Consider the following 12,602-nt stretch of genomic DNA (forward strand, 5'->3'; position numbering starts at 1 on the left):
AGCAACTCGATGGATCTCAATGCGCTACGCATCTTGAGCGCGTCGCCGCGACAGGAAGTTTTACCGCCACCGCACGCCACTTTCATCGCGCCGTGTCGTCGGTTTCGCGTCAGATTGCCTCTTTAGAGGAGGCGCTTGGTCAGCAACTGTTCTATCGCCACACCCGCGCCGTGACGCTGACCGAGGCAGGTTTGCGCTACTATCAGGAAGTTCGCGAGATACTTGAACGACTCGACCTGGCGACGGAAGCGCTAACGGCCCCCAATACAGCGCCTAGCGGCGTGCTGCGCCTCAATGCTCCCGTGGCTTTCGGCCAGCGCCAAATCGTGCCGATTCTGCATCACTTTCAACGCCGCTACCCGGCGATCAAAGCCGAACTGATGTTAACCGATCAACTGACCGACCCGGTGCGCGAGGGCATCGATATCACCTTTCGTGTTGGTGAGCTGGCCGATTCAACGCTGGTCGCGCGCCGCCTAGCGTCAATGAACTATGTTGTGGCTGCCGCCCCTACCTATTTGCAGCGTTGCGGTAGGCCCAATACCCCAAATGACCTTGAACACCACGACTGCCTGCTCTACCAAGGTGAAATGGGTCGTCAGCGCTGGTACTTCCATCATGCCGAGCAGCCGCAAGCCTTTGCTTACAAAGTCGACGGCAGCCTGTATAGCAACGATGCCGAGAGCCTGGTGCGTGCCGCGCTAATGGGGCAGGGACTGGTGATGTTTCCCACCTGGCTGATCGCTGATGAGCTGGCCTCGGGCAAACTGCTGCCTCTGCTCGAAGCGTGGCGATGTGAAGTCGTGCCAGGCAGGCGCGATATCCACGTGCTCTACGCCCAGCGTCGGCTGCACACCCGCAAGGTAAGCGCTTTTTTGGATCATCTGTTTGAGATGGTTGGATCTACACCAGAATGGGATCGCTGGCGTGAGCAGCTGGCGGTGTAAGGGTTCAGACACAAAAAAGCCGCTGTCTTTCGATAACGGCTTTCTCTGTTGTATTGGATAGCGAGATTCGCTGGCTTTGGCTTTAAAATAAAAGCGAACCGATGGCCTTCAGGGGGGATGAGACGCTGAACCCGAGAGCTTTTCTGACTACTCTCACCGAACTCTAGGCAATAAAAAAAGGCAGACCAGTAAGTAACTGATCTGCCTTTAAAAATATTGGTAGCGGGGACCGGATTTGAACCGATGACCTTCGGGTTATGAGCCCGACGAGCTACCAGACTGCTCCACCCCGCATCAACGTGTGGCGTATTCTACAGAAGTTTTAGGTGAAGTCAATAGGGTGATTAACACGTTTGGCTTATAGCCGTTGATTATGACCTGCGGCAACATGGGGTAAGTGCAGCTATGCTTTATATAGCCATAACAAAAAGCTTACGTTGGTGCATTGTTCAAGAAAATTATGCACTAGGGTAATACAGGCGCAGTCGCGCTTATTCACAATGGCTTGCGGCGCGATGTGCGTGCTTTGAGATCCAAGCCATTTGTCATTTCAGGGAGGTAGTCAATGGCCAATCAAGCCCCCGTCGCCTGGGTAACTGGTGGAACTGGTGGTATCGGTACGGCAATTTGTCGTTCGTTGGCAGATGCGGGATATCTGGTCGTGGCGGGTTATCGCAACCCCGACAAGGCTAAGACCTGGCTAGAAACGCAGCACGCCGACGGCTATCGCAATATCGAATTGTCGGGTATCGACCTTTCTGACCACAACGCCTGCCTGGAAGGAGCCCGCCAAATCCACGACAAGTATGGCCCTATTAGTGTGTTGGTGAACTGTGCGGGGATCACCCGTGATGGCACCATGAAAAAAATGTCTTACGAGCAGTGGTACGAAGTGCTCGATACCAATCTCAACAGCGTTTTTAACACCTGCCGAAGTGTCATTGAGATGATGCTTGAGAATGGCTATGGTCGAATTATTAATATTTCATCCATCAACGGTCGTAAAGGTCAGTTTGGCCAGGTGAACTACGCGGCGGCGAAAGCTGGCATGCATGGCTTGACCATGTCGCTGGCACAGGAAACAGCGACCAAAGGGATTACCGTCAATACCGTATCGCCTGGCTATATCGCCACCGATATGATCATGAATATTCCAGAAAAAGTGCGCGAAGCAATCGGGAAACAATCCCGGTGAAGCGCTACGGCACGCCAGAGGAGATTGGTCGACTGGTTACCTTCTTAGCCGATAAGGAGTCAGGATTTATCACCGGTGCGAACATCGATATCAACGGTGGTCAGTTTATGGGCTAGTGATTAGCCCAAGAGGAGAGCGCAAACGGGAGGCTATAAGCCTCCCGTTTTCTTGGGTTATGGTTAGGCGGGGTCATGGTTAGAGCAGTATGCCAAGCTAACGCTAAGGTAGCGGGACTCGCGCTAGTCGGCTAAGCAGGTTATCCAGCTCTTCTACTTCAGTGTCCCATAGCGTGGCTGGCATTGGCCCTAGCGCCAATAGCGCGACCAAGATGTTGATCACTTCTTGATCACGGCTGCGCTCTTGATTGAAGCCTTCATTCAAACGCTCTACCTGAATCGCCAAGCGCAGCGGCTCATCGCTCTGCCGCACGCTACCCACGGCCAGCATCGAGAGGTGCACTCTCAGTCTGGCGAGGGAGTCGGCGATGCGAGTGTGATCAGCGTCTGATAGCGGTACCGCTACGCTATGGCGCTGTTGATTGCGTGCGTTATGCGCCTCATTAAAGGCGGTAGGCAGTGAAGTGCCGAGAGCCGCTTGTGCGTCCACGTTGCTTGGGATCCCTTCGTCGAGGTAGCGCTGGTCGGCAGTCAAGTGAGCGCTCACTAATGGCATGATCGCATGCCACTGTTGAACTGTATCGGCAACCGCCAGACGGTTTAAGCGTTCTCGGCGCGCACGCACGATGCCACTCATCCGCCGCTGCATGCCTTCGCTGCGCCGATTGCGTGGCAACGGCTCAAGTTGATTGGCTTGTTCGATAAAGCGCTCCAACGTGGCCGACTCACTCGCCTCAATCGGCTGCCAGCTATCCATTTCGTCGATGAGGGCTTGCATCTCATCAAGCTGCTGTTGCTGGCGCGCTGCCTGCTCAGTTTTATGCGCATCGCGCTGGGCAAAGAGTTGATCACATTCGTGGCGGAAGGTTTTCCACAGCGTTTGCTCTTCGCCTTTGGGTGCCCGGCCCAGGGCCCGCCACTGCTGCTGCAGCTGTTTGGTCAAGTGAATGCGCTGTGCAAGAGGTTGGCTTTCGTCGCTGCGCAGCGCGCTCACCTGGCTGATCAGATCCCGTTTTTGCGCGGCGATAGTTTCAGCGCGCTGATCGATCAACGCCTGTAGCTGATGGCGAATGACACCAAAGCGCCGCCCAACGGACTCGGAGCGTTCACGGGGAACGGGGCTGTAGTGTCGCCACTGGTGGCGCGCTTTGTCGCGGATTTGCCGTAGCACATCGGGGTCGGCGTCTTCGGCGGGCTGAGCCAGCAGGTTTTCCAGCTGATCGCACAGCGCTTCGCGGGCTTGAAGGTTTGCCTCACGCTCTTCGCTGAGCTGGTCTCGCCAAGGGGCGAGACGTTCGTGGATGCGATCCGAGGCGCTGCGAAAACGAGCAGACTGTTCGCGGTTAGCCGCCGCATCTCCCAGTGATTTCCACTCTTTGACCAGTTGGCGATGGTGGCGGTCAAGTGCTTCTTCTGCCATATGGCGGTCATTCGCGAGGGTTTCGATGCTGTCACATAGCTGCTCGCGCTTTGGCCCGGCGACAAACCCCCGCCAATCGCGTAATTCCGCGAGCCGGGCGGCTAAGTGCTTTAAGCGCGTTTTGAGCGGTTGAGCGGCTGGGCTTTCCAGCGCTTCAATGCGCGGCTTTAGCCGCTGATGCAGACGGCTGGCACTTTTAAAGGCGCCGCGCTCTAACAAGTGCTCAAAGGTGTCGAGTTCTGCGCCATGTGCTTTTAGGGAGGCGTTGTCTTCTGTCGGCTGCGAGGGCGTAGTGTTTTCAGCGTTGAGGGCCGCTTGGGCACGGCCGAGCAGCGCGGGCGGCGTTAAGGCATCCGGCCATTGGCATTCGCTCATCAGCGTGGCGAGGGTAGCGTGGTCGCCGTTGGCCAATGCGGTTTCGATGGGGGCGCTTGCCGCGCACCAGCGCTGCCATGCCTCTAAGCACTGGTCGTAGTGATGAATCGCCAACGTGTAGCGCTGGCGCATGGTCTCACTGGGCGGATGGATATCAGAAAGCGCCTGCCAGCGTTGGCCTAATAGTTGGCGCTGGGCGCGCAGGCTGTCGATATCCTGCACGGTCATGGCTGAGGCGTGGCGCAGGCCATCAAGGGTTTCTTCGATGCCTTCAAGCAGCTGTTCGCGGGTGTTTTCGGCTTCTTCACGGCGCTCGTCGCTCTGCTGGCGCGCTGCCTGGGTTTCGTGGTCGTGAAGCGTCTTGCGGCAATTGAGCACCGCTTGATGAAAGCGCTGCTCTTGCTCCACGCTTGGCGGCTGGTTCAACTGTTCCCACTGCCGTTCAAGGTGGCGAAAGCGGCCGCCATAGAGGGGTTCCCAAGGCGCACGGGCGTGCTGCTCTAATTGATTCAGGAGCGTTTCGCGTTGCTGCGCTTCTGCTTCTAGCCACTGGGCGTCGCTACGCAAGCGGTTGAGGCGTTCCCGTGCCAGACGCACCACTTGGCGGTCGCGGCGGGCCTCTTTTAACAACCGTTTTAGCCCCTCTTCGCCCTCAATGCGTTCGGCAGCCTGATGGCGAACGGCGGCCACGCCGTTGTGGCAAGCTTGATGAATCAGATCATTTTCATCGCCCAGCTTGCTCAGTGCGGTCAAGCGTAGATTCAGGTTGTCACCCTGCAGGGCCACCGCGCTCAGTACCCGCGGCTCTTCGATCTGTTCCACCAAGGATTGGCGTTGGTGCAAGTCGGTATGGCCTTCACGCCCGCTGAGCCGTTGGCAAATAGCATTGAACCAGGCCTCATCCTGCTGGTGGTGCGAGTAAGCGTCGACCAGGCCTGCGCAGTCATCCAGGGCTAGCAGCGCGGCTAGGCGAATCTGGCTGTCGCTATCTTGAGTGAGCGACTGCAGCGCTTGGCGCTGCTCTGCTTGCTCAGGGTTCAATCGCTGGAGGGCCTGACGGCGCACCTCGGGGTCAGGGTGCTGCCACCGAGGTGCGAACAGTCGTCTTAACAGTCCGTGCATGAATCATCCTGCTAGTATGAAATGCGTAGCATGAAAAAAGCGGCTCAGTGGTTGCAGTCACCGGCGCTGTCGCTTAGCTTGGCCTTACTATGGTGTGATAAACGTCTATTTTCTAGGCCACACTGCTTCTAGACCACACTGTTTTTAGACTACAGTGTTTCTAGACGACGAAATGCGTGATAGTACGCTACCTTTATCTTATCTGAACATGACGGGGAGTTCGGCCATGAGCCTTAACGTGGATAGTGCCGTAGTGGCCTTTACCTTCAAAGGGGGCATGTTGCCGATGACCGTCATGGAGCTAAGTAGTGCTGATCCGGAGCAAATCCGGCAGCAGTTGGCTGGCAAATTCTCCCAGTCTCCTGCTTTCTTTCAGCATACACCGGTTGTGCTCAGCGTGGAAAAACTCGATGAACCCCACTTAGCCCTTGAACGCATTTGTGCTGTGTGCCGTGACCACAAGCTGTTGCCGGTGGCCGTACGCGGTGGCACCGAGCCGGTGCGCCAATCGTCCTGGGCGCTGGGGTTGGGGTGGTTTCCACCAGTGGCAGAGGGCCGTGCCCGGGGGCTTGAAAGTGTCAGTAATTCGCCAGTGCAAGAAGTCTCCCGTGAGGAGGCAGTAAGTGAGGCGGAAGCGCCAACGCTCGCTACGCGGCTTTATCGCGGTACCGTGCGGTCGGGGCAGCAAGTAAGCGCCTCTGATGGAGATTTAGTGGTGATTGGGGCGGTGAATGCCGGTGCAGAAGTGCTGGCCGCTGGCAGTATTCATGTTTATGGCGCGCTGCGTGGCCGTGCGTTGGCGGTATTCATGGCAATATCCAAGCGGGTATTTACTGCCGCGAATTGGAGGCTGAACTGCTTTCAGTGGCAGGTAATTACAAACGCTCTGAAGATATTGATGCGCAGCTTCTGGGGCGGCCCGCAGAAGTTCACTTTACAAAAGAACAGCTTGAAATTAAGCCACTGGGCTAAGGTATTTGTATGAGGCTGCGTTGGTGCTTCATGCCTAGCGACGCCGAAGACGCTATCCGTTACAGTATGGCATGTTGATGACATTGACGTTCCCGTTATGCGCAGAGCGCCAGCTGTCTCGCGCTCGCGACGAACGACTTCAAGAAGGAAGTGACTCTTGGCCAAGATAATTGTAGTGACCTCTGGTAAAGGAGGGGTCGGTAAAACCACTAGCGCGGCAGCCATCTCTACGGGGCTTGCGCTGCGCGGTAAAAAAACAGTCGTAATTGATTTTGATGTGGGCCTGCGGAATCTCGACCTGATCATGGGCTGCGAACGACGCGTGGTGTATGATTTAGTCAACGTGATTCAAGGCGAAGCGGGCTTAACCAGGCGCTGATTCGTGATAAGCGCGTCGAGAATCTGTTTATTTTGCCAGCTTCTCAAACCCGTGATAAAGACGCCTTGACCCAAGAGGGGGTCGCGGAGATTCTGGAGAAATTGAAAGAAGATTTCGATTTCATTCTTTGCGATTCACCTGCCGGTATTGAGCGTGGTGCACAGTTGGCCATGTACTTTGCCGACGAGGCGATTGTGGTCACCAACCGGAAGTGTCGTCAGTGCGCGACTCTGACCGTATTTTGGGGCTGCTGGCCTCTAAAACCCGACGTGCCGAACAGGGCGAAGACCCTATCAAAGAGCACCTGTTGGTGACTCGCTATAATCCCGAGCGTGTGACCTCAGGCGATATGCTGACGCTCGATGATATCCGCGAAATTTTGGCGATTAACCTGCTGGGCTTGATTCCTGAGTCTGAGGCCGTGCTGCGTGCCTCTAATCAGGGCGTGCCCGTTACCCACGATATCTCCAGCGATGCGGGCCAAGCGTACAGCGATACGGTATCGCGCCTGCTCGGCGAAGACATGCCGCTGCGTTTCCATGAAATGCAACGCAAAGGCCTGCTGAGCCGTATGTTCGGGGGAGGTCGTCGATGAAACTGCTTGAGTTCTTGAAGCGTGAGCGCAGAAAATCCGCCTCGGTAGCCAAAGAACGTTTGCAAATTATTGTGGCGCATCAGCGTAGCCAGCGCGGGCAGCCCGACTATATGCCGATGCTTGAGCGCGAGCTACTTGAGGTGATCCGTCGCTATGTCCATGTGGATGACGACGCCATTCAAATCTCCTTGGACAGCGAAGACAACTGCTCAGTGCTTGAACTGAACGTTACTCTCCCCAAAAGCTAACCCTAAGCGCTGAAGACGCGGCGAAAGGGGCGGCGGGTGTGCTAGGCTTGGGCTTTTAACTGCCCAGCGGAGTGATTGTTCATGGCGCCACCCAATGCTGCCCCTGCCAGTTTTCTATGGCATGACTATGAAACCTTCGGGGCGGATCCGCGTCGCGATCGGCCCGCACAGTTCGCAGCCCTGCGCACTGATGCTGACCTGAACGAGATCGGCGAGCCGATCGAGCTCTACTGCAAGCCCGCCGATGATTACCTGCCTCATCCTGCCGCCTGTTTGATTACCGGTATTACGCCTCAAAAAGCCCAACGCCATGGTTTGCCCGAAGCAGAATTCGCGGGCGAGATTCAGCGCCATATGAGTGAGCCGGGCACCTGCGTGGTGGGTTACAACAGCCTGCGTTTTGATGACGAAGTCTCCCGCCATCTGTTTTACCGCAATTTGCTCGACCCTTATTCCCGTGAGTGGCAAAACGGCAATTCCCGTTGGGATTTAATCGATGTTGTGCGCGCCTTTTATGCGCTGCGTCCTGATGGCATTGAGTGGCCGCTGCGCGAAGACGGCGCACCCAGCTTCAAGCTTGAGCACTTAACTGCAGCTAACGGCATTGCCCATGAGGGTGCCCACGATGCGGTAGCTGATGTACGGGCCACGATCGCGTTGGCCCGCTTGCTCAAGGCGCGCAATGCGAAGCTGTTCGACTATTTGCTCGGTCTGCGTGGTAAGCGCGCGGTGGCTAAGCAGTTGGACCTGCCCAACGCCAAACCGCTGCTGCATATCTCCCGTCGTTATCCCGCCAGCCGGGGCTGTAGTGCGTTAGTCATGCCGCTGGCCGAACACCCGACAAATCCTAATGGGGTGATCGTTTACGATTTGAGCGTTGATCCCAGCGATATGCTGAGTATGTCGGCGGAGCAGATTCGTGAGCGCGTGTTTGTCAGTCAGCAGGATTTATCCGAAGGCGAGGCGCGTATTCCGCTGAAGGTGATTCATATCAACCGTTGCCCGGTGGTGTTTCCCGCCAGTGCTTTGAAAGATGTTGAGGGGCCTCAGCAGGGTGAATATGGCACCATCGTTGCGCGCTTAGGCTTGGATGTGGCGGCTTGTCGGCAGCACTGGAAAGCCCTGCGTGATGCCAGCGGTGTTGCCGCTAAGATCGCAGAGGTGTTTAGTGCAGGCTACGACGATGCGCCACAAGACCCTGATCTAATGCTCTACTCAGGCAGTTTCTTCTCGGCTGCTGACCGTCAGCAGATGGAGCGGGTGCGAGAGATGGAGCCGTGGGATTTGGTAGGGCAGCGCTTTGCGTTTCAGGATCCGCGCTTGGAAGAGATGTTGTTTCGCTTTCGTGCACGCAGTTACCCCGACACGTTGGAAGGCGAAGAGCGCGAGCAGTGGGAAGCGTTTCGTTGGATGCGGATCAATGATCCGGCCCTGGCGGGCTTTACCCTCAAGGCGTTTGCGCGGGAAATCGCTCAGTACAATCAGCAAACCCTTACTGATCGCGAGCGGCAGATTTTGGAAGAGCTGGTGATGTTCGTGGAAGCCATGATGCCGGCTCAAGCATTTGACGCCTGAGCCGGTACCCGTTTAGGTCACTCCTGTAGGGAGTTCTCTTTACGCATTGTCATCACGCACTTTGGGCAGGGGTGAGCGCTCTTCACGATAATCGCTGACATCGCTGGGTTCGTCGCCCGGATTAAAGCGAATATCCAGGGTGTGCTCGCGCAACGATGGCCATAGGGCCTTAATATCCTCAAGGCTAACGTTCAGCACTAGTTCGGCCAGTTGGTCGCGGCGATCAAAGCGCACATCTTCCAACGCGGTGGCTTGCCAATAGCGGTTGGCCATGCCCGCAAGGCTGGTATCGCGTTGGCGTAACTGGTCGTGAACAGCCTGGCGATAAGGCGCTAAGTCAGCGTCGCTGAGTTGTTCAAGGCGCTGGTTAGCCTCATCAAGAAACACATCCATGCGTTCGGCGATGGTGCCGCTGTCTACGTCGGGTGATTGCACCATAAGGGCAACCCCTGGCGCTTCGAGCAGCGGCGAATAGCCGGCATTCACGATGTAGCCGAGCTGCTGCTCGGTGCGCAGTTGCTGGTAGAACGGTGTTTCCAGCCACTGGGCGATCACCGCGGTGGTGGCTTGTTCCTCTGGCGTCTGATCGCGGCCTTGCAGATAGCGCAGAACCAAGGACTCATCCCGAGAGCTGTGAGGGTGCAGCACGCTGTGCTCATCACTTGCTGCAAGTGGGGTGAGGTTAGCAATATCGTCGCGGTTTAACCGCGGTTTTAGCCTGGCACGCATCAGCTGTGTTTGTTCACGCGCCAGGTCAGCGTCCAGGTTGCCCACCGCCATGGCATCGACGTACAGGTTATCTAGAAAGCGCTGGCGAAAATCTTCCAGGTGACCACTGTCAAAGCGCTCGCTGGCGGCGAGAAGTTCAGCGGTAGACCATTGTGGTGTGAGTAGGGCTTCGCCCAGCGTGCGGCTAGCTTGACCGTAGAGCGATGCTTGGGGCGCATTGCGCCACTCGCGCTGCAGCTGATAACGCACCCGCTCGAAAGCGCTGTCGGTAATTTCTGCGTGCGCTAATTGCTCAAGCGCTTGTTCAATCAGCGGGGTTTGGCCATCACGCCAGCCTGAGAACGATAGTGTCATGCCCCTGGCGTGGGGATAAGCGCTAAACGACTGCCCTGCCAACCACGCTGGGTAGAGGGATTCATTCAAACTGTCGTTAAGCCAGCTGGCGAGTAGCCGAGTGAGCACTGCTTCATGGGCGGAGTAGCTGGCGGTGGGGCTTTGCAGACTGACCCGCCACTCAACTGTGGGAGTATTAAAGCGCTCATCCTGCATGTGCCAAGCGGTAAACGATGGTGTTTCGACCAGCAGGCTGGGGCGCTCATCCTGGCCTTCCAACAGCGTCAGGTCACTGGCGATAAATGGGTTGGGCCCCGGGAGTGCCAAACCGCTCAGGGGTTGGCCCGGCTGTTCGGGTACTTGCTCGTCCCATTGGGTATTGAACCAAGGGGAGACAGTGTCGCTTTCGATATCCGGTGCTGAGTAGAAGCGCAGCATGTTATCCGGCGTTAGCGCGTCAAGATAAACCTGCTGGCGCTCTGCGTCGGGGCCATCCATACGGTAGGCCGCGTACTGCACGTCCTCTACCGGGTAGCGAGATAGGCTCATTGAAAGGCGAGTGGCTTCCTGCTGTGGGGCGCCATACTGCTGAAAGCGGAAGGCCTGCTCATTGAGTTTTGCCTGCTCTTCGTAGCGCCATTCGGCGAGGGCATCATTACGCAGTTGATCAATGGCGGCAAACAGGGTGGCTTCAATATCGTCCAAGCGTTCGGCGCCTGCGGGCGTCAGACTGATGGAAATAGTGAATAGTGCTTCGTTGCCATCGCCGCGCCCCACACCGGCGGAAAGCCCATCGGCCAGTCCTGCATCGCGCAGTACCGCTAACAGGCTACCTTCACCTTCATCGCCAAGCAGGTGGGCGATTACCTGGGTCGGCTTTGTACGGTAGTCCTCAGTGGGGTCGGGTACTGGGAAGTAGAAGCGTAATTGACGACGATCCTGCAGCGACTGGCGCTCGATATAGCGGGGTAGCGTGTCTGAATCAACCAGCGGCGCGTCAATCGTCGGCACGCTTAAGTCGTTGTCGGGAATATCGGCAAAGCGCTCGGCTACCCACTCCTCCAACTGATCCAACGGCTGTGGTGCCACAATCGCTAGGTTCATTACATTGGCGTCGTAATGCTGGTGATAGAAATCGATCACCCGCTCGCGTAGCGTTGCCTCGCCTTCAGGCGGGCTGGCTAAGGTTTCCCGGCTACCCACGGCAAATCCGGTGGTGGGGTTGTCAGGGTTGAGCAGTTGGTTGAGCACATCGTTTTCGCGACGGGACTCATCACGAATACGCGCCATGTACTCCGAGTGAACGATATTGCGTTCGCTCTCCAGGTGGTCGGCGTTAAACAGCGGCGAGAGGAAAAATTCGCTGAAACGGTCAAGCGCGCCCGGCAGCGCCGATGGCTCAATATCAAAGAAGTAATTGGTATCCTGCTGCGCGGTGAAGGCGTTGTGAGAGCCCGCGTTATTGGAAATATAGCGCTGGTAGGCATCAGATTCCGGGTAGGGCTCGGTGCCTAAAAACAGCATATGCTCTAGAAAGTGTGCTAACCCCTTAAGGTCATCAGGATCTTGGGCGCTGCCTACTCGCACATTCATCGACGCTGCCGCCTTGTCTGCCTCCGGGTCGCTGACCAGCAGCACATTGAGGCCGTTCTCGAGCGTCAAAACCCGGTAGTCGCGGCTGTCATAGGGGCTAATGATCGGGGTGACTGTGTCAGCAATGGCGTCGGCAACGGCGTCATCGGTGGCCGCGAAGGCCAGTGGTGTTAACGCGATGCTGGCGATAACGCCAATCACTGCGCACTGTGGGAAAACACGCCAGCGGGTTATGCAAGTGGATCGCAACATTACAGCTCCTGTGACACAGCCCAACGCAGCATCGACCCGGTAGGATGGGCACAGGCCGGTGACTGGTAGGCGGGATTATTGACATGTTTAGATACCGGAAAAGCGCCCAACAGTTCCAATGGTGCGGGTGCTAGCAGTGAATTAAGCGTTTCGGTATCGGTGTCTGGGTTGAGCCAGGCGGATAACGCATGGCTGGGTATAGTGACCGGCAGGCGGTCGGTTAACGGCGATAACAGCAGGTTGGCGGGTACGGTGATCAGTGCGGCAGAGTCGGTAAACGCCGTTAACGTGGTGTGGTAGCGGCACCATAGTGCGCCCAATAGCAACGGCGCCCGGGATACCTGGGTCACTAAATAGGGTTGCTTGCTGCGGGGCTGGGTTTTCCATACATAGAAACCGCTCACCGGGATAACGCAGCGGCGCGCGCTAAAGGCATCGCGAAACATCGCCCGTGATTCAAGGGTTTCTGCCCGTGCGCAGTGGGGGGCGTGATCCAGCACCTCCAGCCAGGGCGGCGTCAGGCCCCAGAAAAGCGACGAGAGCCGGTACTGCCCCTGCTCTATGCGAATAGCGGAAATTGGCCTACGAGGCGCTAGGTTAGGCGACTCAATCAACGGTTCAGGAGTGGCTAGCGTTGGCAATAAGCGGGTCAGCGGTAAATTTTGCACATGCAATCGCCCCGTCATTAGCTATCTCCTTAAGCAGAATCGTCGTGGAAGTGTACCTGGATGGCGGGGGACTGCGCGCAATA

Annotated in this window: 7 protein-coding genes, 1 tRNA gene and 2 pseudogenes; 6 read left to right on the forward strand and 4 right to left on the reverse strand. The window is 56.9% G+C overall.

Going from position 1 to position 12,602, the window contains the following annotated elements:
• The first annotated feature begins 92 nt into the window (after positions 1 to 92).
• Positions 93 to 947 (forward strand): LysR family transcriptional regulator, encoded by an 855-nt coding sequence (locus FDY98_RS02195; RefSeq protein ID WP_340146643.1) that lies wholly within the window; start codon positions 93 to 95, stop codon positions 945 to 947.
• A 217-nt stretch (positions 948 to 1,164) separates the two neighbouring features.
• Here the strand turns inward: FDY98_RS02195 and FDY98_RS02200 are convergent.
• Positions 1,165 to 1,241: transfer RNA gene (locus FDY98_RS02200), tRNA-Met, on the reverse strand.
• A gap of 271 nt (positions 1,242 to 1,512) precedes the next feature.
• On the opposite strand from FDY98_RS02200, the pseudogene phbB reads away from it, so the two are divergent.
• A pseudogene (gene phbB / locus FDY98_RS02205) lies at positions 1,513 to 2,258 on the forward strand (acetoacetyl-CoA reductase).
• Positions 2,259 to 2,361: 103 nt separating this feature from the next.
• Here phbB and FDY98_RS02210 read toward each other — a convergent pair.
• Positions 2,362 to 5,175 (reverse strand): DUF349 domain-containing protein, encoded by a 2,814-nt coding sequence (locus FDY98_RS02210; RefSeq protein WP_155705671.1) that lies wholly within the window; start codon positions 5,173 to 5,175, stop codon positions 2,362 to 2,364.
• A 226-nt stretch (positions 5,176 to 5,401) separates the two neighbouring features.
• Here FDY98_RS02210 and minC point away from each other — a divergent pair, with 226 nt between their 5' ends.
• The 4 genes and pseudogenes from minC (at position 5,402) to sbcB (ending at position 8,944) form a co-directional block, all read left to right on the forward strand.
• Positions 5,402 to 6,160 carry a septum site-determining protein MinC gene (gene minC, locus FDY98_RS02215; RefSeq protein WP_340146644.1) on the forward strand — a complete coding sequence of 253 codons (759 nt, stop codon included), beginning with the start codon at positions 5,402 to 5,404 and terminating at the stop codon, positions 6,158 to 6,160.
• Positions 6,161 to 6,304: 144 nt separating this feature from the next.
• Positions 6,305 to 7,121: pseudogene (gene minD, locus FDY98_RS02220) on the forward strand (septum site-determining protein MinD).
• Complete coding sequence (minE, locus tag FDY98_RS02225) at positions 7,118 to 7,369, forward strand: cell division topological specificity factor MinE (RefSeq protein WP_007111776.1); 252 nt, start codon at positions 7,118 to 7,120, stop codon at positions 7,367 to 7,369. The pseudogene minD and the gene minE overlap by 4 nt, the downstream one beginning before the upstream one ends.
• Before the next feature lie 81 nt (positions 7,370 to 7,450).
• On the forward strand, positions 7,451 to 8,944 hold the full coding sequence (gene sbcB, locus FDY98_RS02230; protein WP_027957731.1) for an exodeoxyribonuclease I: 1,494 nt from the start codon (positions 7,451 to 7,453) through the stop codon (positions 8,942 to 8,944).
• A 39-nt stretch (positions 8,945 to 8,983) separates the two neighbouring features.
• Here sbcB and FDY98_RS02235 read toward each other — a convergent pair whose 3' ends face one another.
• Together FDY98_RS02235 and FDY98_RS02240 are read right to left on the reverse strand one after the other, a co-directional pair.
• Entirely contained in the window at positions 8,984 to 11,851 is a 2,868-nt protein-coding gene (locus tag FDY98_RS02235; protein ID WP_027965460.1) for an insulinase family protein, read from the reverse strand.
• Entirely contained in the window at positions 11,851 to 12,537 is a 687-nt protein-coding gene (locus FDY98_RS02240; RefSeq protein ID WP_009288261.1) for an SOS response-associated peptidase, read from the reverse strand. Before FDY98_RS02240 ends, FDY98_RS02235 begins: the two co-directional genes overlap by 1 nt.
• Positions 12,538 to 12,602 lie beyond the last annotated feature (65 nt).

It is taken from the genome of Halomonas sp. PA16-9 (genome assembly GCF_009728585.1).
In the GTDB taxonomy this organism is placed as follows: Bacteria; Pseudomonadota; Gammaproteobacteria; order Pseudomonadales; family Halomonadaceae; genus Vreelandella; species Vreelandella titanicae.